Below are 21,615 nucleotides of genomic sequence, written 5' to 3'. Positions count from 1 at the left end.
AGCAAGCCCGATGAACATGCGTGAGTACAACGAGAAGATGCTCCACATCCCCTCCAAGCGGGATGACCTGCAGGCGCAGGCGCTGGAGAGCGTTGAGGGGCCCGGCTTCATGCTCACCACCGTGGAGAAGCTGGCCGACCTGGCGCAGGCGCGCTCGCTGTGGCCGGTGACCATGGGCCTGGCCTGCTGCGCCATCGAGATGATGGCCACCGGTACGCCCCGCTTCGACATGGCCCGCTTTGGCTGGGAGGTCTTCCGCGCCTCGCCGCGCCACGCCGACGTCATGATCGTCTCCGGCCGCGTCTCCCACAAGATGGCGCCGGTGGTGCGCAACGTCTACGACTCCATGCCCGAGCCCAAGTGGGTCATCTCCATGGGGGCCTGCGCCTCCTCCGGCGGCGTGTTCAACAACTACGCCGTGGTCCAGGGCGCCGACCACATCGTCCCGGTGGACATCTACCTGCCCGGCTGCCCGCCGCGCCCGGAGATGCTGCTGGGTGCCATGCTCGAGCTCACCCGCCAGATCGAGCGCAAGCCGATCTTCGCCCACCGCGAGGAGATCGCCCGCGCCGTTGAGGCCGCCGCCCTCAAGGCCGTCCCCACCGCCGAGATGAAGGGTCTGCTCGCATGACCGCCAACGCTGGGAACGCTGAGAACAACGCCGCTTCCGACGCCGTCGCCGAGGCCGCCACCGCCGTACCGGAGGTTGCCGGCCAGCCGGTGCGCGAGGAGCTGCGGCTGGAGGTGATCGGCACGCACACCGGCCAGTTCGGCGCCGGTGACGCCGGCGACACCACCGGCTACGGGGGCACCACCAGCGTGGTCGCCCTCGCCCCGGCGTCCACGCGCCCCTACGGGGAGTGGTTCGATGACGTCGTCGACGCCCTCATCGAGGACCTCACGGAGGCCGGGGTGGACCCCGCCGCGGCCATTGAGAAGGTGGTGGTGGACCGCGGCGAGCTGACCCTGTTCATCACCCGCGAGCACCTGCTGGACGTGGCCCGCCCGCTGCGCGACGACCAGGACCTGCGCTTCGAGCTGTGCCTGGGCGTGACCGGCGTGCACTACCCGGGCGACGCCGGCCGCGAGCTGCACGCCTGCTACGAGCTGATCTCCCTGACCCACGGCGCCCGTGACCTGCGCCTGGAGGTCACCTGCCCCGAATCCGACCCGCACGTGCCCTCGCTGGTACCGGTTTATCCGGGCAATGACTGGCACGAGCGCGAGGCCTGGGACCTGATGGGCATCGTCTTCGACGGCCACCCCAACCTGACGCGCTCGGCCATGCCCGACGACTGGGTGGGTCACCCGCAGCGCAAGGACTACCCGCTCGGAGGCATCCCCGTGGAGTACAAGGGCGCCTCAACCGCTACCGCCGACACCCGGAGGTCATACCGCTGATGAGCACACTGCACGCCACCGGTCCCGCCACCGATGACCTCACCGACGGCGCCCCCAGTTCACCGCCAGCGGCGGGGACTGGGATGACATCGCCGCCCAGATCGCCGCCCGCGACGAGGCCGACCGCCTCCAGCGCGACCGCGTAGTGGTCAACATGGGCCCGGTCCACCCCTCCACGCACGGGGTGCTGCGCCTGGTGCTGGAGACCGACGGGGAGACCGTCACCGAGCTGCGTGCCGGCACGGGCTTCCTGCACACCGGCATTGAGAAGAACATGGAGTACCGCACCTGGGTGCAGGGGGAGACCTTTGTAACCCGCATGGACTACGTGGCTCCCTTCTTCCAGGAGGTCGGCTACGCCCTGGCGGTGGAGAAGCTGCTCGGCATCACCGATGACGTCCCTGAGAAGGCGACCGTGGCCCGCGTGGTGCTCATGGAGCTCAACCGCATCGCCAGCCACGTGGTGGCCATCGGCTCGGCCGGCAACGAGATGGGCGGCACCACGCTGATGACCATCTCCTTCCGGTGCCGTGAGAACATCCTGCGCGCCTTCGAGATGGCCTCCGGGCTGCGTATGAACCACGCCTATGTGCGCCCCGGCGGCCTGGCCCAGGACCTGCCGGAGGGCTTCACCGACTTCGTCCGCTCGGTCATGCCGAACATCAAGAACGACCTGGGCGAGCTGGAGTCCCTGCTCATGGCCAACCCGATCCTGAAGTCCCGGTTCGTCGGGATCGGCGAGATGAGCCTTTCCGCCGCGATGGCCATGGGGCTGACCGGGCCGTGCATCAGGGCCGCGGGCTACCCGCTGGACATGCGCAAGCTGCGCCCCTACTGCGGGTATGAGACCTATGACTTCGAGGTCCCCGTGTACGACCGCTCCGACTGCTACAACCGGCTGCGGGTCCGCTTCGACGAGTGCTACCAGTCCCTGAAGATCGTCTCCCAGGCACTGGATCGGCTCGACGAGATCGCCGGGCGCGGGGACGACCCCTCCAACACCACGATGGTGGCCGACCCGACCATCGCCTGGCCCGCCCGCATGGCCGTCGCCACCGACGGGCAGGGGCAGTCCCTGGAGCACGTCAAGGAGATCATGGGCACCTCCATGGAGTCCCTGATCCACCACTTCAAGCTCGTTACCCAGGGTTTCCGGGTGCCTGCCGGGCAGGTGTACCAGACGGTTGAGCACGCCAAGGGCGTCCTGGGCATCCAGGCCGTCTCCGACGGCGGCACCCGCCCCTACCGGGTCCACTTCCGGGACCCCTCCTACTCCAACCTGCAATCGCTGGCCATGATGAGCGAGGGCGGCATGATCGCCGACGTCGTGCCCTCCCTGGCCTCGATCGACCCCGTCCTGGGAGGCGTGGACCGCTAATGAGCACCCTTGAGAACACCCCTGCCCCGGCCGACGCCGCCGGGATCGCGCTCGGCTACGCCCCGGACGTGGCCGCGCAGCTGGACGCCGACATCGCCGAGATCATGTCCCGCTACCCGTCCGGGTACGAGCGCAGCGCCATCATCCCCATGCTGCACCTGCTGCAGAGCGTGGACGGCTACGTCTCTCCGGCCGGCATCGCGCTGGTCGCCCAGAAGCTGGAGCTGACCCGCTCCGAGGTCTCCGCCGTGGCGACTTTCTACAGCCAGTTCCGCCGCCACCCCGCGGGGGAGTACCACGTGGGTGTTTGCACCAATGCCCTGTGCGCCGTCATGGGAGGCGACGAGGTCTGGCAGGCCGTCAGTGAGCACACCGGGCTCGGCAGCGACGAGACCAGCGCGGACGGCCGCATCAGCCTGGAGCGCGTGGAGTGCAACGCGGCCTGCGACTACGCCCCCGTGGTGATGGTCAACTGGGAGTTCTTCGATAACCAGACCCCCGCCTCCGCCGTCGACCTGGTGACACGCCTGGAGCGCGGCGAGGACGTGACCCCCACCCGTGGCCCGGAGACCGTGCCGACCTTCCGGGAGAACGAGCGGCTGCTGGCCGGATTCGAGGACGGCCGTGCCGACGAGGGCGTTGCGGCCGGCGAGTCCAGCCTGCGCGGCCTGCGGCTGGCCCGTGAGCACGACTGGACGGCACCCACCCAGGAGGAGGACAAGTGAGTGAGCAGACGCCCGGCCCCGCAGAGCCGGCCTTCACCGCGCCGGGAACACTCACCCCGGTCGTCACCGACATGTGGGACAAGCAGCGCTCCTGGACGCTGGACGCCTACCGGGAGGCCGGCGGCTACCGGGGCCTGGCCCGGGCCAAGACCATGAGCTCGGCAGAGCTGATCGAGCTGGTCAAGGCCTCCAACCTGCGCGGCCGCGGCGGCGCCGGCTTCCCCACCGGGCTGAAGTGGTCCTTCCTGCCCGCCCCGGACGGCCTGCCCCGCTACCTGGTGGTCAACGCCGATGAGTCCGAGCCCGGCACCTGCAAGGACATGCCCACCCTGATGGCCAACCCGCACGCCCTGGTGGAGGGCGTAGCCATCACCTCCCGCGCCATCGGCGCCGACCGTGCCTTCGTGTACGTGCGCGGCGAGGTCGCCCACGCCTACCGCCGCCTGCTGCACGCCATCCACGACGCCACCGACGCCGGCCTGCTCGACGACGGCTTCGGCCTGGACGGCAGCCAGCCGCTCAAGATCGTCGCCCACGCCGGTGCAGGCGCCTACATCTGCGGTGAGGAGACGGCGCTGCTGGACTCCCTGGAGGGACGCCGCGGCCACCCGCGCCTGCGCCCCCCGTTCCCCGCGGTGCAGGGCCTGTACGCCCGCCCCACCGTCATCAACAACGTCGAGACCATCGCCTCCGTGCCCGGGGTGCTGGCCCGCGGCGCCGCCTGGTACTCATCCATGGGCACCGAGCGCTCCAAGGGGCACGGCCTGTTCTCCGTGACCGGGCACGTGGCCAATCCTGGGCAGTTCGAGGCGCCCTTCGGCATCACCATGCGCGAGCTGATTGAACTGGCCGGCGGTGTCCGGGCGGGCCACGAGCTGAAGTTCTGGGTGCCGGGCGGCTCGTCCACCCCGATCTTCGGCCCCGAGGAGCTGGATGTCCCGCTCGACTACGAGTCCGTGGTCGGTGCCGGCTCGCTGCTCGGCACCCGCGCCCTGCAGGTCTTCGACGACACGGTCTCGGTGGTTCGCGTGGTGTCCCGGTGGACCGAGTTCTACCAGCACGAGTCCTGCGGCAAGTGCACCCCGTGCCGCGAGGGCACCTACTGGATGCGGCAGATCATGACCCGCCTGGAGGCGGGCCTGGGCGAGCCCGGCGACGTGGAGAAGCTGGAGGACATCGCCGACAACATCTCCGGCCGCTCCTTCTGTGCCCTCGGCGACGCCGCCGCCACCCCGGTGCTCTCCGGCATCAAGCGCTTCCGCAGCGAGTTCGAGGCCGGCTACACCACACCCGCGGCCGAGCTGTTCCCCCACGCGGCCTCCTCCATTGTCAACAGCCAGGCTCAGAGCGGACGGTGACCAGATGACTGACACGGTCAACATCACGATCGACGGCATGAACGTCGAGGTGGACAAGGGCACGCTGCTGATTCGGGCCGCGGAGCAGGTGGGCGTGCGCATTCCCCGCTTCTGCGACCACCCGCTGCTGGCGCCCTCAGCCAACTGCCGCCAGTGCCTGGTGGAAGTCGCCATGCCGGGGCGCGACGGCGTCGTGCGCCCCATGCCCAAGCCGCAGCCCGCCTGCGCCATGACCGCATCAGAGGGGATGGAGGTCTCCACCCAGGCCACCAGCCAGGTGGCCGCCAAGGCCCAGGCCGGCACCATGGAGTTCCTCCTGATCAACCACCCACTGGACTGCCCGGTGTGCGACAAGGGCGGCGAGTGCCCCCTGCAGAACCAGGCCCTGGAGCTGATGGCCTCCGGCGCGCAGGCGGCCACCCGCTTCACCGACGTCAAGCGCGCCTTCCCCAAGCCGCTGCGCCTGACCAGCAACATCCTGCTCGACCGCGACCGCTGCATCCTGTGCCAGCGCTGCGTGCGCTTCGCCGACCAGATCGCCGGTGACCGCTTCATCACCCTGCAGGGACGCGGCGGCGGCCACGCCGGCGGGGAGGTCACCGGCGGGCTCTACTCCGAGCAGATCGGCCGCTTCGACTCCGGCGTCCTGGACTTCCACGATCCCGCGGCCGTCGCCTCGGGGCACACCCAGACCGTCCGCGGCGGGGAGCACCTGGTCCCCGAGGACGACCTCGCCGGCCCCGGTGGGCAGCCCGGCGTCGTCGACGGCACCGTATACGGCCCGGGCACGCTCGGTGGGGCCGAGGAGCTGGATGTGTCCGGACGGCCCTTCGCCTCCTACTTCTCCGGCAACATCATCCAGATCTGCCCCGTCGGCGCCCTGACCAGCGCCCGCTACCGCTTCCGGGCCCGCCCTATGGACCTGGTCTCCACGGACACCGTCACCGAGCACGACGCCTCCGGCTCCGCCCTGCGCGTGGACATGCGCCGCGGCGTGGTGCTGCGCCGCCTGGCCGGCAACGACCCCGAGGTCAACGAGGAGTGGATCACCGACAAGGACCGCTTCGCCTTCCCCTGGTCATCCCTGGATGACCGTCTGGACGTCCCGCTTGTGCGCGATGAGGCCAGCGGCGAGCTGGTGCCCACCTCCTGGTCCGACGCCCTGGACGTGGCCGCCCGCGGACTCGCCGGGGCGCGCCGGGACGGCGGCGTGGGCCTGCTGCCAGGAGCTCGCCTGACCCTTGAGGACGGCTGGGCCTGGTCCCGGTTCGCCCGCACCGTGCTGGGCACCAATGACATCGACCAGCGTGTGCGCGCCCACTCTTCCGAGGAGGACTCCTTCCTGGCCGCCCGGGTGGCGGGCACCGGCCTGGGCACGGTCACCTACCGGTCGCTGGAGAGCGCCGGCCAGGTGCTGCTGATCGCCCTGGAGCCGGAGGACGAGTGCGGGTCCCTGTTCCTGCGCCTGCGCAAGGGCGTGCGCGCCGGCGGCGTCAAGGTCGCCACCGTGGCCAGCCTCCGCTCGGCCGGCTCGCGCAAGCTCGACGCCGAAGTGGTCCTGGCCGTCCCCGGAACTGAGGCGCGCGCCGTCGCCCTGCTGTCCCAGACCCACCCCGAGCTGACCCGGGCCCTGGGCGGGGAGGGTGCCACCATCCTGGTGGGGGAGCGGGCCGCGGCGGTTCCCGGATTGCTGTCCGTGGTGGACACGCTTGCCAATGCGACCGGCGCCCGCCTGGCGTGGGTGCCGCGTCGCGCCGGTGAGCGCGGCGGCATTGAGGCGGGTCTGCTCCCGCACCTGCTGCCCGGCGGGCGCCCCGTTTCCGACGCCGCCGCCCGTGCCGAGGTGCAGCAGCTGTGGGCCCCGCCTGGCGGTATCAGCGCCCCCGACCCGCTGCCCGCGCAGCCTGGACGCGACACCACTGCCATACTGCACGCGCTGGCCGACGGTGAGCTCGGTGGGCTGGTGGTCGGCGGCGTCGACCTGCGCGACTTCCCCGATCCGGGGCTGGCCCGTACCGCCCTGGCATCCTCCGGCTTCACCGTCCAGCTGGAGGTGCGCCGCAGCGAGGTCAGCGAGCACGCCGACGTGGTGCTGCCGGTGGCCCCGCCGGTGGAGAAGAACGGCACCTTCGTCAACTGGGAGGGACGCGTGCGGCCCTTCGGGCAGGCTCACGTGTCCCGCGCCCGCACCGACCGGCAGGTGCTGGCTGCCCTGGCCGCCGAGATGGGCGTGGACCTCGAGGTCGACACGCTTCAGGAGGTGCACGCACAGGTGGACGCACTGGGCCTGTGGGGCGGGGATCGCCCCCGGGTCAGCTTCACCCCGGCTCCTGAGGCCCCAGACGCTTCGGCACAGGCGCCCGGCCGCTCCACGGTCAGTGGCCTGGACGCCGTACTGGCCACCCACAAGCCCATGCTCGACGCCGGCCGCCTGCAGGACGGTGAGCCCTTCCTGGCCGCCACGGGCCTGCGGCCCACGGCGCGTGTCGGCGCCGACCTGGCTGCTCGGCTGCACCTGGTCGGCGGCGAAGCAGTCGACGTGACCACCGCGGCCGGCACGATTACGCTTCCGGCCGCTGTCGGCGCAGTCCCCGACGGGACCGTCTGGCTGCCGGAGTGCTCGCCCGGCTCCACGGTGCGCCAGAGCCTCGGCGTCGGCCACGGCGCCCGTGTGTCCCTCTCACTCACCACTGCGGACAGCCCGGAGGTGGCCCAGTGAACCCGATCGGAATTGCCAGCAGCTCACGCGTCCCGGCGGCCCTCGCCGCGCAGGGCGGCGGCGTGGTCGCCGACTTCACCGAGGAGACCTGGTGGCTGACGCTCATCAAGGCCGTGTTCATCATGGTCTTCCTGATCCTCAGTGTCATCGTCGCCATCTGGGCCGAGCGGCGCGTCCTGGGGCGCATGCAGACCCGGCCCGGGCCCAACGTAAACGGTCCGCTCGGCCTGCCGCAGCTGGTGGCGGACGCCGCCAAGCTGATCATGAAGGAGGACTTCTGGCTCAAGGGTGCCGAGAGCCTCATCTACATCCTGGGCCCGGTCATCGCTGCCTTCAGCGCCTTCATGATCTACGCGGTGATCCCCTTCGGCCCGCAGGTAAGCATGTTCGGCCACTCCACGCCGCTGCAGCTGACGGACTTCCCCGTCTCCGTGCTGTACGTGCTGGCGATCACCGGATTCGGCGTATACGGCATCATCCTGGGAGGCTGGTCCACGCACTCCACCTACCCGCTGTTCGGCTCCGTCCGTTCGGCCGCGCAGGTCATCTCCTATGAGCTGAGCATGAGCCTGTCGATCCTGACGGTCTTCCTCGCCTCCGGCACCATGTCCACCTCCGGCATCGTCGGCGCGCAGGAGCGCCTGTGGTGGTGCGTGGCCATGATCCCCAGCTTCCTGATCTACGTGGTCTCCATGGTCGGCGAGGTCAACCGCCTGCCCTTCGACCTGCCCGAGGCGGAGGGCGAGCTGGTTGCCGGCCACATGGTGGAGTACTCCTCGATGAAGTTCGCCTGGTACTACCTGGGCGAGTACATCAACATGTTCAACGTCTCCGCCGTGTGCACCACCCTGTTCCTCGGCGGCTGGCGCTCCTTCATCCTGGCCAGCTTCTGGGACGGCGCCAACTCCGGCTGGTGGCCGATGCTGTGGTTCATCCTCAAGGTCTGGTGCGTGATGTTCTTCATGATCTGGACTCGCGGGACGCTGGTGCGCATCCGCTACGACCACTTCATGAAGTTCGGCTGGAAGTTCCTCATCCCCGTCGCCCTGGTGTGGTTTGTGCTGGTCGCCATCGTGCAGGGCTACCGGTCCTTCTCCGGCGGCTCCACCCAGGGGCTGCTGCTGGTGCTGGCCGCCATCTTCCTGGTGGCCATGGTGATCCTGCTGGTGCTGCCCGCGGGCGAGGAGGACGAGGACCTCCCCGCTACCGGCTGGGAGCCGGCGGATACGGATGCCGTCACCGTTCCGGGTGAGGAACTGGACGCCTTTGCCGGGGGCTTCCCGGTACCGCCGCTGCCGGGCCAGAAGCTGCCGCCGTCACCGCGTGCTCGCCGCGCCCGCCGCTCTGCCGCACCGGTGCTTGACGCCGCCAGCGACGTCTCCCTGACTGCGGCCGCCACCGACTCCGACGTCACCGCTCAGGAGGGAACCGATGACTGACCCAACACCTCAGGAGTCCCGCCCCGGGGACCGGGAGGGCGTCGGCCACGACCAGTGGCTGCGCGACGAGCCCAGCGCACTGGGACGCGTTTTCGCCCCCGTGGCCGGCTACGGGGTCACGCTGTCCTCCATCTTCCGCCCCACCGTCACGGAGCTGTACCCCTTCGAGAAGCCGGTGCTGATGCCGCGCTACCACGGGCGTCACCAGCTCAACCGCTACGACGACGGCCTGGAGAAGTGCATCGGCTGTGAGCTGTGCGCCTGGGCCTGCCCCGCAGACGCCATTTACGTCGAGGCCGCGCCCAATGCGCCGGGGGCGCAGTACTCACCTGGCGAGCGCTACGGCCGCGTTTACCAGATCAACTACCTGCGTTGCATCTTCTGCGGCCTGTGCATTGAGGCCTGCCCCACGCGCGCGCTGACCATGACCCACGAGATCGACGAGCTGGTCGGCCCCACCCGCTCCGGCCTCATCTACGAGAAGCAGGACCTGTTGGCGCCAGTTCCCGAAGGCGCCCTGGCCGCTCCCCACCCAATGGTGGAGGGCACCGAGGATGGCGACTACTACCGGGGTGCCGTCACCGGCCCCACGCAGGACCAGGTCGACTGGGTGTGTGAGAACCGCCCCGATGACCCCACGCTCACCTCCGTACGCACGGTTCCCGCACCCGCGAAGGCCCCGAAGGAGGCGGTGCACTCATGACGCTCATGAACCCCCTGCCCGCGACCCTCACCGCGGACGGCACCCTGTCCGGCGGTGAGACGGTCCTGTTCGCCGTCGTGGCCGTCATCATGGTTGCCTGTGGCCTGATCCTGCTGACCGCGAAGCGCGCCGTGAACGCCGCCGTGAGCATGATCCTGATCATGATCTGCCTGGCGGCACTCTACGTCGCCAATGAGGCCCCCTTCCTGGGGGTCATCCAGGTGGTCGTCTACACCGGCGCCGTGATGACGCTGGTGCTGTTCGTGATCATGCTTGTGGGCGTGGGCGGAGACGAGCCGGTCGCCACCCACAACGCAGCCACCAAGTGGCTGCTGACGCTGTTCGGAGTCGGCTTGGTGGCTGTGATCGCCGCGGTTGTGTGGCGAACCGCCTTCCCCACCGCGGTCGGCCTGGCCGAGGGTGACGAAGCCAGCCCCCAGTCGCTCGCAGTGGTCCTGTTCGGCGACCACGTGGTCACCATGGAGCTGACCGGGATCCTGCTGATCACTGCCGCGGTTGGAGCACTGACCCTCACCCACCGGCAGCGGGTCCGCCCCCGCCTGTCCCAGCGCGACCGGGTGGATGCCCGGATGCGGGCGTATGCCAGCTCCGGCACCCACCCGGGGCAGAAGCCCATGCCCGGCGTCTACGCGGCCACCAACAGCGCCGCCGCACCCGCCCTGGCGGCCTCCGGCGAGGCGCTGGAGGAGTCCGTGCCGCGGGTGCTGCGGGTACGGGACCAGGCGCTGGAGCTGTCCGAGGTGTCCCCGGAGATGGGCGCGGCTCAGCGCGCCGGTCGCATCACTCAGCGGGAGGACGCCACCGTCGGTCGCTCAGGCATGCCGGCAATGCCGGGCGCCCCCGCGCCCGTTGTCACCCAGCCCGTCGCCCCGGCGGCAGCCGCCGCGTCGCCCGGCTCTGCGGCCGCCGGTGAAGCGCCGGCAGAAACCGAGGAGGAGCACAAGTGAGCGTCCCCATTACCGCCTATGTTGTGCTCGCCGGGGTGCTGTTCACCCTGGGTGCCCTGACCGTGCTGCTGCGGCGCAACGCGATCATCGAGCTGATGGGCGTGGAGCTGATGCTCAACGCCGTCAACCTCGTGCTGGTGACCTTCTCCCGCATGTACGGGGACCTGAGCGGGCAGGTGTTCGCGTTCTTCGCCATCGTCGTGGCCGCGGCGGAAACCGTCGTCGGACTGAGCATCGTCGTGTCCATCTTCCGCACCCGCAGGTCCACGTCGGTTGACGACCTGAACCTGCTCAAGCACTGAAGGAGCCGAGATCATGACCGCATCCCCTCTCGTGCTCTCCACCGGGCTGCTCGCGAGCCAGTCCGTGGTCGGTGCCGCCGCGCCCGCCACCGGTGCGGCCGCGCTGGCCTGGCTGCTGATAGCCGTGCCCGCGGCCTGCGCCGCCATCCTGCTGCTGCTCGGCCGGGCCGCCGACGCCTGGGGCCACTGGCTGGGCGTGGCTGCCGCCGCATTCAGCGCCTGCCTCGGCCTGGTCATCCTCGCCCAGGTGCTGGGCCTGGACGCCGCCGACCGAGCTGTGGGCGTGCCCCTGTGGCGCTGGTTCGGCGCCGGAGACCTGGACGTGAGCCTGGGCCTGCGCCTGGACCCGCTGTCGCTGACCTTCGTGGTGCTGGTGACCTGCGTCGGCTTCCTCATCCACCTGTACTCGGTTGCCTACATGGCCCATGACCGGGACCGGCGCCGGTTCTTCGCCTACCTGAACTTCTTCATCGCCGCCATGCTCACCCTGGTACTCGGCGACTCCTACATCGCCCTGTTCATCGGCTGGGAGGGCGTGGGCCTGGCCTCCTACCTGCTCATCGGCTTCTGGAACACCGCCGACGCCGACGCCCCCCAGGCGGAGCAGTTCACCAGCCGGGAGAACGCGGCCGCCGCCAAGAAGGCCTTCATCATGAACCGCATCGGCGACGTCGGCCTGCTGCTGGCCATGATGGCCTGCATCGCGCAGGTCGGCTCGGTCGCCTACGACGCGGTGCTGCCGGCCGCCCAGGAGGGGGCCATCTCCACCGGATGGCTCACCGCAATCGGCTTCAGCCTGCTGCTGGCGGCGTGCGGAAAATCCGCCCAGTTCCCCCTGCAGGCCTGGCTGGGTGACGCCATGGCGGGCCCCACCCCGGTGTCCGCGCTGATTCACGCCGCCACCATGGTCACCGCCGGCGTGTACCTGATCGTGCGCTCGGGCGCCGTATTCGAGGGCGCCCCCGACGCCCAGCTGGCCGTCGCCGTCGTCGGGGCCATCACCCTGGTGCTGGGCGCCGTCATCGGCTGCGCCAAGGACGATATGAAGAAGGTGCTGGCCGCCTCCACCATGAGCCAGATCGGCTACATGATGCTCGGCGCCGGCCTGGGGCCGATCGGCTACGCCTTCGCCATCTTCCACCTGCTCACCCACGGCTTCTTCAAGGCCCAGCTGTTCCTGGGCGCCGGCAGCGTCATGCACGCGATGGGCGACCAGGTGAACATGCGCCGCTTCGGCGGCCTGCACCGCGCCATGAGGATCACCTGGGTCACCATGGGAATCGGCTGGCTGGCCATCCTCGGGATCCCGCCCTTCTCCGGGTTCTGGTCCAAGGACAAGATCATTGAGGCCGCCTTCGTCGGCGAAGGCGCCCGCCCCTGGATCCTGGGCACCATCGCCCTGCTGGGCGCCGGGCTCACCGCCTTCTACATGTCGCGGCTGTTCTTCATGATCTTCCACGGCACCCCCCGGTGGACCACCGCCAAGGACATTGAGGGTGAGGTCCACCCCCACGAGTCCGGCTGGATGATGACGCTTCCGCTGATCATCCTGTCCGTCTTCTCCCTCGGCCTGGGTGGGGCGCTGACCATGGGTGACGCCTTCGTCACCTGGCTGGAGCCGGTCACCGGGCATGCCGCGCACGGCGAGCCCGTCCTCCCGGCCACCGCGATCATGGGGGCCACGCTCGCCCTGGTGATTATCGGCGTCGTCGTCGCCTGGGCCCTGTACGTGCGGCGGGACGTGCCCACGGTGGTGCAGCGCGCGAACCTCCTGGTGGAGGCCGCCCGCCACGACATGTACCAGGACACGATCAACGAGGCAGTAGCCATGCGGCCCGGTCAGGGGCTCGTCCTCGCCGCGGGGGTCGCGGACCACTACGTCGTCGACGGCGCCGTAGAGGGGCTCGCCAAGGGAACCGGGGCGCTCGGCCGGCTCACCGCCCGCACCGAGTCCGGATACGTCCGCTCCTACGCCGGCTACATGCTCGGAGGGACGGTCCTAGCACTTATCGCCGTCCTGGCCAGCAGGTTCTGAGAGGACACGACCACATGCAGCCCATGAATGAAACCTTTCCCATCCTGACTGTCATGGCGGTCGTCCCGCTCGCCGGGGCACTGCTGCTGTGGCTGATGCCCCCGCTGCGGCGCCAGGGGCGGGTCATCGGCCTGCTCTTCTCCCTGGCCACGTTCGGTGTAGGCATCTGGGCGCTGACCCGCTTTGACATGGCCCAGGCCGGCGCCACGCAGCTGGCCGAGACCCACTCCTGGATCCCGCTGCTGGGCGTGTCCTGGGCGCTGGGCGTGAACGGGCTCGGCCTGGCCATGCTGCTGCTGACCGCCTTCCTGGTGCCGCTTGTGCTCCTGGCCAGCTGGGGAGAGGTGCCCGCGGACCAGCAGTCCCTGTTCAGCGGCCTGGTGCTGGTGCTGGAGGCCTTCGTCGTGGTCATCTTCGCGGCCCGCGACGTCTTCCTGTTCTACATCTGCTTCGAGGCCATGCTCGTGCCGGTGTACTTCCTCATCGGGCGCTTCGGCGGTGAGCGCCGGCGTCGCGCCGCCCTGAAGTTCCTGCTGTACTCCCTGGCCGGCGGGCTGGTCATGCTCGTGGGGGTAGTCGCACTGTTCGTCTACGGCCCCGGCGGTGAGGGCGCCTACCTGATTGAGAACCTGACCGGCCGGATAGGCGGATCCACCGCCGCCGGGAGGTGGATCTTCATCTCCTTCTTCGTCGCCTTCGCCATTAAGGCACCCATGGTGCCGCTGCACACGTGGTTGCCGGACACCGCGGAGCAGGCCACACCGGGCACCTCCGTGCTGCTGATCGGCGTGCTGGACAAGATCGGCACCTACGGCATGGCCGCGCTGGTGCTGCCCCTGTTCCCGCGCGAGTCCGCCTGGGCCGCGCCGGTAGTGCTGGTACTGGCCGTGATCGGGATCATCTACGGGGGCCTGGCCGCCATCGCCCAGGACAACCTGTACCGGCTGATCTCCTACACCTCCATCAGCCACTTCGGCTTCATGGTGCTAGGACTGTTCATCGGCAACCAGATCGCCGCGACCGGCGCTATGGTCTACATGGTCGCCCACGGGCTGTCGATCGCCGGCCTGTACCTGGTTACCGGCTTCCTCGCCCGCCGCACCGGCACCGTTGCCATTAGCGAGCTCGGCGGCATCCAGCGGGTCATGCCGCTGATCGCCGGCACCTTCCTCATCTCCGGCCTGGCCTCCATCGCCCTGCCGGGGCTGAGCGGATTCGTTCCGGAGTGGATGGTGCTCACCGGCACCTTCTCCGAGTCGGTGCCGCTCGGGATGATCGCCGTGCTCGGCGTCATCATCGCCGCCGTGTACGTGCTGCTGCCCTACCAGCGGGTGTTCACCGGCGCTCCCGCCCGTGAGCGCGTGGGCAGCGCCGACCTGGACGGCCGCGAGAAGCTCGTGCTGGTACCGGTCATCGCCGCCATGCTCGCACTCGGGCTTGCGCCCGCCGTGCTGACCGACGCCTTCGAGGACGTCGCGGCGCAGGTTGCCGCTGCGCTGGATGCCACCGGAACCACGGCGGCCCAGGCCGTCTCGGCTACCGCCCCCGCCCCGGCAGACCCCGCCGTCGCCGTCGTGATCGCAGAAGGGAACACGAAGTGAGCCTCACCGCCCCGGTCATCGAATGGGCCGGCCTCACCCCGGTACTGATCATCCTGCTTGCGGGCGTCATCGGCGTACTTGTGGAGGCGTTCGTCCCCCGCGCCGCTCGCCCGGTCGTACAGGCCATGCTGAGCCTGCTGGCCGTTCTCGGCGCCGGCGTGGCACTGGCGGGCCGCTGGTCCATCGTGTCCCCCGGCATCGGCCGCCAGCTGGCCACCGGCATCGCGGAGGACCCCTTCGGGGTAGCCGCCCAGGGCATTGTGCTGGTGATCGGCTTGCTTGCCATCCTGGTGATGGCCGACCGCACCACCGCCGACGACGGCGCCTTCGCCGCCCAGGCCGCCGACCGCCCCGGCAGCGCCGAGGAGGCCGAGTCCCTGCACGCCCGCTGGGTGTCCACCGAGATGTTCCCGCTGACCCTGTTCTCGCTGGGCGGCATGATGCTGTTCCCGCTGGCGGACGACATGATCACGCTGCTGGTCACCCTGGAGCTGGTCTCGCTGCCCCTGTACATCATGGCGGCCATGGCGCGCCACCGCCGCCTGCTCAGCCAGGAGGCCGCCCTGAAGTACTTCGTGCTGGGAGTATTCGCCTCGGCCTTCCTGCTGATGGGCGCCGCCTTCCTGTACGGGGTGTCCGACTCGCTGTCCTACAGGGCGATCGCCTACGCCATCGCCGGCGGGGGAGCGCTCGGTATGGACTGGCTGGCCCTGGCCGGGGTCGTGCTGGTGACCATCGGCCTGCTGTTCAAGACAGCAGCTGCGCCGTTCCACGCCTGGAGCCCGGACGTCTACCAGGGTGCTCCCACCCCGGTCACGGGCTTCATGGCGGCCGGGGTGAAGGCCACTGCCTTCCTCGCCCTGGTGCGCTTCTACTACGTGGTAGGCGGCGTACTGGGCTGGGACCTGGCCCCGTTCCTGTGGGCTGTTGCCATCTTGACCATGGCCGTGGGCACCGTGGTCGGCGTGGTGCAGACCGATGTGAAGCGCATGCTGGCCTACTCGGCGATAGCCCACGCCGGCTACATGCTCATCGGCATCATTGCCTGGAACTCTATCGGCGTGAGTGCGCTGATGCTGTACGCCCTGACCTACGGCATCGCCACCGTCGGCGCCTTTGGGGTGGTCACGCTGGTGCGGGAGAGCCACGACGGCGCCCCCGGCGCCGAGGCCACGGACCTGAAGGCCTTCGCCGGTCTGGGGCGGCGCAGTCCCTGGCTGGCCGGCGCCATGACCGTATTCCTGCTGTCATTTGCCGGTATCCCGCTGACTGCCGGATTCGTGGCGAAGTTCGAGGTGTTTATCGCGGGTGTCGTAGGCGGGGCTACCTGGCTCGTCGTCGCCGCGGTGATCAGCTCTGTGGCCACTGCCTTCTTCTACATGCGACTGATCGTGCTCATGTTCTTCCGCGAGCCGGAGGGGGAGCGGGTGGCCGTCGTCGACTCCATGGGGCCGACTGCGCTGGCGATCGGCTTGGCGGCCGTCGGTACCGTGCTCATTGGCGTCCTGCCCCAGGCCGTAGCGGGGGCGCTGGCTAACGCCGCTATGCTCCTACCGTGATTGGAACGCTGCCCCTCAGCCTCCCGCAGCTCGAAGAGCGGATCGTACCGGGACTCGAAGCCATTGAGGCGCGCCTGCTAGAGGTCGTCAGCAACGCCGACGAAACCATTAACGCACCGACCTCTCACCTGGCCGCGGCCGGCGGGAAGCGGCTGCGCCCCGTGCTCACGCTGCTGACGGCTCACCTAGGTGACCCGGGCTTGGCGGTCGTCGAGCCCGTGCTGGACGCGGGCGTCGCCGTCGAGCTCACCCATATCGCCACTCTCTACCACGATGACGTAATGGATGAGGCGCCCCTGCGCCGCGGTGCCCCCAGTGCCCAGACGGTGTGGGGCAACTCGGCGGCGATTCTCACCGGGGACGTGCTGGTGGCCCGGGCATCCCAGCTCGTGGCCGCACTCGGCCCGCAGGCGGTGCTGGCGCACTCCAAGACCTTTGAGCGGCTGTGCATGGGCCAGCTGCATGAGACGCTGCCGCGCCCGGCAGGCACGGACCCGGTGGCGCACTACCTGCAAGTACTGGCGGACAAGACCGGCTCTCTCATTGCCGTGTCGGCGCGCTATGGCGCCATGCTCTCCCGTGCGGGGGAGGCTACCGAGGCGATCGTGGAGGCGTTCGGGGAGAAGATCGGGGTGGCCTTCCAACTCGCTGACGACTGCATCGACCTGACCAGCGATACTGCCACCACCGGTAAGACTCCGGGCACGGACCTGCGGGAGGGCGTGGACACCATGCCGGTGCTGCTGCTGCGGCAGGCCCTGGCGGCGGGCGAGCTCGACGCCGCCGGGCAGTCGATCCTGGCCACTCTCTCCGGCGCCGACCTGTCCGACGATGCGGTGCTGGCGGACGTCGTGGCCCAGCTGCGCGTCCACCCGGTTCTCGCCCGCACCCGGAAGATGGCGATGGATTGGGCGGACCAGGCCGTCGCAGTGCTAGACGGCCTGGAGGACGCGGTTCTGGCCGGCACCGTAGAGCGTCTGGACGCCGGAGGCATTACGGGAGAGGAACGTGACGCGGCCCTTGCCGACGCACGGCAAAGGGTGGCCCTGGTACGTGATGGCATGGTGCAGTTCGCGCACCTGCTGGTGGACCGCGCAGCCTGACCCGCTCCCTTGCCGACGTCGGTAGCAGTCAGGTGCCAATGCCAGTATCGGTAAGGGCATTGCCGGAGACGAGGGCCGCACGAGGAACTGGCTGCCCCGCATCCCATCCAGGGGGCTTAGTCGCGCCACTGGGCACCGCCCAAGTGGTCGGGCCATTGAGGTCGACGACGCGGCGCAGCCCATCCCTGCCCAACAGCGCGTCATGCACGTGGGCGGTGCCGGCCAGGTAGTGGTCATCCACGGCGTTTATTGCGGAGGAGCCGCCGGCGCCGGCCACAGCATTTCCGAGGAGAAGTCTTCGGGGCAGGACTCCGGCGATGGCGGTGTCGGCGCTGGCGGTGCGCGATAGAAGAATGGGGATGCGGTGCCCGACGCCCTGCCAGCGAGTCCGCACCAATGGCACACCCGGGCTGGTGGACGCTGTGCGCCGGGACTGCCGGTCAGGTCAGCCAGTCGGTGGCGGCGTGGAAGGTGCAGGTCCCGCCCCGGCTGTAGAAGTAGCCGGCACCGACCTCGGAGACGGCTAGCGTCTGCGGCTCACGATCGATTCCGTCCTCCTCGGTTCCAAGCCTGGCAGTGGCCAGTTCCTCGCCGGTGGCGAGATCGATCAGGTGCAGCTCATGCGCGGCGGAGGGATAGGCCGCATAAACCACATCGCGGTGGACGGCGAGCGCTGCGGGGATGGTGTCCCCGGCGTCCGCGGACAGGGACAGTGTCGCTGCTGGCGAACCGAGGGGGCGCACGTCCAGCGCCGAATCGGTGCGTACGACCGAGTAGCCGCCCGTCTCCCACACCGTCGGGCGCGCGTCCAGCGCGCCTACGGGAGGCTGATCAGCCAGGGTCACCTCCTCGCCGGTGGTCACGTCCATGATGCGCCAGGCGTCGTAGGCGGTCTCCAACCAGTACAGCCAGGAGCCCAACAAGTAGGTGTCCAGGTTGTTCTCCTGGGTGACTAGGTTGCCGGACTCGAATGAGTAGACGATATAGGGCGGGTATGCGCCCTCGGAGTAGGAGGAGCTCGCCGTGCCTGTCAGTAGCGCGTCGCCGCTGACCTGGTGGAGGGCGTCATAACCAACTTGATGTGGATCCTTGAGGACAATCTCCATCGACTCGGTGTTGATGGCCCAGATGCGGGTGTCGCCACGGATTATCCCGGTACCGATGCCCAGGTTGGTGCCGTCGGTGTCCAGCGCCATCGTCCAGTTGCCGATTGTCGTATCGACCGCGGCGTCGACATCCAGCGGCAGCACTTCCACGACGGCCGCAGCCTCCAGATCCACCTTGAGCAGATGGGCTTGCCAGGCGGATTCCTGAGTCACCCCGGTGCGGACCGCCGTGACGACTACATAGCCGAAGTGGGCAGCGGCGTCGACGACCATGATTTCATCGGTGAGAATTTGAGCCGGTCCGACCTGCGGCGCGAGGTTCTGAAGCTCTTCGGCGGAGCCCATGGCTACCAGTTCCATGGAGCCGGCGTCGGCGCCGTCGGCTGTGAAATACCAGTAGTTCATGGCGGATGGATCCCCGTACCACCAGGTGTTGCCGCTGCTACCCACTAGGTAGCTGCCACGGAGCCGGCTGAACGACTCGGGATGGAAGTCTGATCCCGGCAGATTCCCGGCGTCGGCGAAGCCCACGGGGACGCGAGCCGGGGGCGTCGGGGTCGGTGAAGCGGCCGTGGATGCGGTGGCGCGGTCCGACGACGTCCGCGAACCGCATGCGGTGAGGATCGGGAGGGCGGTGGCTGTCAGTGAACTGAGCAGGAAGTGGCGGCGTCTCATGGTTGTCCTAGGCGCGGAGCGACGAAATGTCTCGATACTATATCGGCGCCTTGTCGTCGTGGGGAGACTCGGGTGAGACGGCAGTCTGTTGTTCGTGTTGGCGAGTGTGGCGGGCTGGGGGTGTCTGCTACGCGGGTTGGGCGTTAACAACGCTACTTAACGGCCTGCTGTATACCTTGCAGCCCTTCAGCAGACCGTTAACGGGCGTTGTTAACCTCGAAGTGGCGTTGTAGATGATCCCGCTTCCGGGCGGGGGATACCGGCAAACGACTCCGGGGGTGCTTGCAGCCGACTTGGGTACGGGGGTGCGTGCAGCCGACTCCAGGCGTGGGAGGTGCTGGGCACGGCATTGTCAGTGGCCGGTATCCGGTACTGCATGACCAGCGATGCGTACGCCCTCAAACGGACTTGTCAGGTTTGAGGTGTGGCTGGTGGGTGCTGTCGGCCTGGTGGGTGTGTGCCGGGTGCCCGCCGCGGGGGCGGAATGATGCTCCTATGGTTGTCAAAATTGATGACAAACACCGCCTACGGCCGCTGGTGCCGATCTGACACCCGCATGATTCCAACGTTCTGTTCGCGGCCGCTGCCGCCTCCTACCTCGTTTGTCATAGATCTGGACACTTCGGGCCGCCACGCACGGGACTCGGTGCCAGCAGAGAGTCGCATCCAGCCGACCCCTCGGCCTAAGCGCCCGAGATCACCCCGGAATCCACCTCCACACCCGCGAACCGGAGGAGTCACGTCACCCGGCGAATCGCAGATCCGTCGCCATGTGCACGAATCGTCGTGGTTTGAGCCGCGCAGTGCTGCGTCTGCATGCTTCCGGACGGGCGACAAGAACGAGGAGGTCAGCGGGAATGGGATTCGCCACTTCTGCCGACCTCGGCACGTAACGTCTACCGACCTCGGCGAGGGGCGGCGGAAGCCAGTCGGGTGAGCGGGACGCACGCCACACCGCGGTTGATGAGCACCCGCATACACTTGGGCCGACCTGAGCAGCGCACCGCCCGGTGCTCGCCCGGCCATCCACCCTTAGTCACCAGAAACGAAGACCAGTGAACGCACGCCCTCTTAATGTCGCCGTCATCGGAGCAGGCCCCGCCGGTATCTACGCCTCGGACATCCTGTCGAAGTCGGGCCTGGACGTGAACATCGACCTGTTCGAGCGCCTGCCTGCCCCCTACGGCCTGGTGCGTTACGGCGTGGCCCCGGACCACCCGCGCATCAAGCAGATCATCGTGGCCCTGTACAAGATCCTGCAGCGCGGCGACATCCGGCTGATCGGCAACGTGGAGGTCGGCCGCGACATCAGCGTCGCCGAGCTGCGCGAGCACTACGACGCCCTGATCTTCTCCACCGGCGCGGATACCGACGCCCCCCTGGACATCCCCGGTATCGACGCTCCCGAGTCCTACGGCGGCGCCGACTTCGTCTCCTGGTACGACGGTCACCCCGACCATCCGCGCACCTGGCCGCTGGAGGCCAAGGAGGTTGCCGTCATCGGCGTCGGCAACGTCGCCCTGGACATCTCCCGCGTCCTGGCCAAGCACGCCCGCGACCTGATGACCACGGAGATCCCCGCGAACGTGGCCGAGTTACTGCAGCAGTCCCCGGTCACCGACGTGCACGTCTTCGGTCGCCGCGGCCCCGCCCAGGTGAAGTTCACCCCCTGGAGCTGCGGGAACTGGGCAAGCAGCCCGATGTGGACGTCACCGTCGATGAGGAGGACTTCGAGTACGACGAGGGCTCCCGCGAGGCCCTGGCCGCCTCCAACCAGCAGCGGCAGGTGGTCAAGGCCCTGGAGAACTACGCCATGCAGGAGCCGGAGGAGCTGACCGCCTCCCGGACCATCCACATCCACCTGTTCCAGGCGCCCGCCGCCATTCTCACCGATGAGGCCGGGCACGTGCGCGCCCTGCGCACCGAGCGCACTCGCCTGAACGGTGACGGCACCGTCTCCGGCACCGGCGAGTTCCGGGACTGGCCGGTGCAGGCCGTCTACCGCGCCGTTGGCTACGCAGGCAGTCCCATTGAGGGCCTGCCCTTCGACGCCGACCGGCATGTGATCCCCAACGCCGGCGGCCGCGTGCTCGACGATGATGGCCAGCCGCTGACCGGCATCTACGCCACCGGCTGGATCCGCCGCGGCCCGGTCGGCCTGATCGGCTCCACCAAGTCCGACGCCCAGGAGACAATTACGAACCTGGTTGCCGATGCCAACGCCGGCCTGCTGCACGCCACCACCGACGACGCCTCCCAGGTCGGCCACGACGCCCTGCTGGCGCTGCTCGACTCCCGCGGCGTGCCCTACACCACCTGGGAGGGTTGGGAGCTGCTGGACGCCTACGAGCGCGAGCTGGGCGAGGCCTACGGTGAGGTCACGGTCACCGGCGGTGACGCCAAGTCGCGCGAGCGCGTCAAGGTTGTTGCCCGTGAAGCGATGACCGCGATCTCCCGCAGCACCGAGGCCCCCGCCGACCTCATCGGCCAGCCGGATCCCGATCGCGTGCCCGAGCGAGTTGCACACCGCCTGCAGGACTGAC

15 protein-coding genes and 2 pseudogenes are annotated in these 21,615 nt (G+C 69.3%); 15 read left to right on the top strand and 2 right to left on the bottom strand.

What is annotated here, in order from left to right; translation table 11 throughout:
* The first annotated feature begins 10 nt into the window (after window positions 1-10).
* The 14 genes and pseudogenes from CWT12_RS09640 to CWT12_RS09575 all read left to right on the top strand — a co-directional run bounded on the left by CWT12_RS09640 (window position 11) and on the right by CWT12_RS09575 (window position 17,291).
* The gene (locus CWT12_RS09640; RefSeq protein WP_161924628.1) at window positions 11-631 is read left to right on the top strand and encodes an NADH-quinone oxidoreductase subunit B; all 621 of its coding nucleotides are present in this window, start codon (window positions 11-13) and stop codon (window positions 629-631) included.
* Window positions 628-1,401 carry an NADH-quinone oxidoreductase subunit C gene (locus tag CWT12_RS09635; protein ID WP_161924627.1) on the top strand — a complete coding sequence of 258 codons (774 nt, stop codon included), beginning with the start codon at window positions 628-630 and terminating at the stop codon, window positions 1,399-1,401. The genes CWT12_RS09640 and CWT12_RS09635 overlap by 4 nt, the downstream gene beginning before the upstream one ends.
* Window positions 1,401-2,779, top strand: a pseudogene (locus CWT12_RS09630) (NADH-quinone oxidoreductase subunit D). The gene CWT12_RS09635 and the pseudogene CWT12_RS09630 overlap by 1 nt, the downstream one beginning before the upstream one ends.
* Window positions 2,779-3,504 (top strand): NADH-quinone oxidoreductase subunit NuoE, encoded by a 726-nt coding sequence (gene nuoE / locus CWT12_RS09625; RefSeq protein WP_161924626.1) that lies wholly within the window; start codon window positions 2,779-2,781, stop codon window positions 3,502-3,504. Before CWT12_RS09630 ends, nuoE begins: the two are co-directional and overlap by 1 nt.
* A gap of 71 nt (window positions 3,505-3,575) precedes the next feature.
* The gene (gene nuoF, locus CWT12_RS09620; protein ID WP_161925425.1) at window positions 3,576-4,862 is read left to right on the top strand and encodes an NADH-quinone oxidoreductase subunit NuoF; all 1,287 of its coding nucleotides are present in this window, start codon (window positions 3,576-3,578) and stop codon (window positions 4,860-4,862) included.
* A gap of 4 nt (window positions 4,863-4,866) precedes the next feature.
* Window positions 4,867-7,581, top strand: a complete 2,715-nt coding sequence (locus CWT12_RS09615; protein WP_161924625.1) for an NADH-quinone oxidoreductase subunit G — start codon at window positions 4,867-4,869, stop codon at window positions 7,579-7,581.
* Window positions 7,578-9,020: an NADH-quinone oxidoreductase subunit NuoH gene (gene nuoH, locus CWT12_RS09610; protein ID WP_161924624.1), complete on the top strand. Its 1,443-nt coding sequence runs from the start codon at window positions 7,578-7,580 to the stop codon at window positions 9,018-9,020. Before CWT12_RS09615 ends, nuoH begins: the two co-directional genes overlap by 4 nt.
* Window positions 9,013-9,723: an NADH-quinone oxidoreductase subunit NuoI gene (gene nuoI, locus CWT12_RS09605; RefSeq protein ID WP_161924623.1), complete on the top strand. Its 711-nt coding sequence runs from the start codon at window positions 9,013-9,015 to the stop codon at window positions 9,721-9,723. The genes nuoH and nuoI overlap by 8 nt, the downstream gene beginning before the upstream one ends.
* Window positions 9,720-10,691 carry an NADH-quinone oxidoreductase subunit J gene (locus CWT12_RS09600; protein WP_161924622.1) on the top strand — a complete coding sequence of 324 codons (972 nt, stop codon included), beginning with the start codon at window positions 9,720-9,722 and terminating at the stop codon, window positions 10,689-10,691. Before nuoI ends, CWT12_RS09600 begins: the two co-directional genes overlap by 4 nt.
* Complete coding sequence (gene nuoK / locus CWT12_RS09595; RefSeq protein ID WP_161924621.1) at window positions 10,688-10,993, top strand: NADH-quinone oxidoreductase subunit NuoK; 306 nt, start codon at window positions 10,688-10,690, stop codon at window positions 10,991-10,993. Before CWT12_RS09600 ends, nuoK begins: the two co-directional genes overlap by 4 nt.
* A gap of 13 nt (window positions 10,994-11,006) precedes the next feature.
* A complete protein-coding gene (gene nuoL / locus CWT12_RS09590) occupies window positions 11,007-13,028 on the top strand; it encodes an NADH-quinone oxidoreductase subunit L (protein ID WP_161924620.1) in 2,022 nt (673 codons plus the stop codon).
* Between the two features lie 14 nt (window positions 13,029-13,042).
* Complete coding sequence (locus CWT12_RS09585; protein ID WP_161924619.1) at window positions 13,043-14,629, top strand: NADH-quinone oxidoreductase subunit M; 1,587 nt, start codon at window positions 13,043-13,045, stop codon at window positions 14,627-14,629.
* Window positions 14,626-16,188: an NADH-quinone oxidoreductase subunit NuoN gene (gene nuoN / locus CWT12_RS09580; protein WP_161924618.1), complete on the top strand. Its 1,563-nt coding sequence runs from the start codon at window positions 14,626-14,628 to the stop codon at window positions 16,186-16,188. The genes CWT12_RS09585 and nuoN overlap by 4 nt, the downstream gene beginning before the upstream one ends.
* A complete protein-coding gene (locus CWT12_RS09575) occupies window positions 16,185-17,291 on the top strand; it encodes a polyprenyl synthetase family protein (protein WP_161924617.1) in 1,107 nt (368 codons plus the stop codon). Before nuoN ends, CWT12_RS09575 begins: the two co-directional genes overlap by 4 nt.
* Window positions 17,292-17,319: 28 nt before the next feature.
* Here CWT12_RS09575 and CWT12_RS09570 read toward each other — a convergent pair whose 3' ends face one another.
* Complete coding sequence (locus CWT12_RS09570; RefSeq protein ID WP_161924616.1) at window positions 17,320-17,694, bottom strand: hypothetical protein; 375 nt, start codon at window positions 17,692-17,694, stop codon at window positions 17,320-17,322.
* Between the two features lie 37 nt (window positions 17,695-17,731).
* Window positions 17,732-19,072 (bottom strand): hypothetical protein, encoded by a 1,341-nt coding sequence (locus tag CWT12_RS09565; protein ID WP_161924615.1) that lies wholly within the window; start codon window positions 19,070-19,072, stop codon window positions 17,732-17,734.
* A gap of 1,055 nt (window positions 19,073-20,127) precedes the next feature.
* Here CWT12_RS09565 and CWT12_RS09560 point away from each other — a divergent pair.
* Window positions 20,128-21,614, top strand: a pseudogene (locus tag CWT12_RS09560) (FAD-dependent oxidoreductase).
* Window position 21,615: the final 1 nt, after the last annotated feature.

Origin of the sequence: Actinomyces sp. 432 (genome assembly GCF_009930875.1) — a bacterium.
GTDB lineage: Bacteria > Actinomycetota > Actinomycetes > Actinomycetales > Actinomycetaceae > Actinomyces.
The sequence above is the reverse complement of the archived record's forward strand: the minus strand, read 5'-3'. Positions and strand labels throughout refer to the sequence as shown.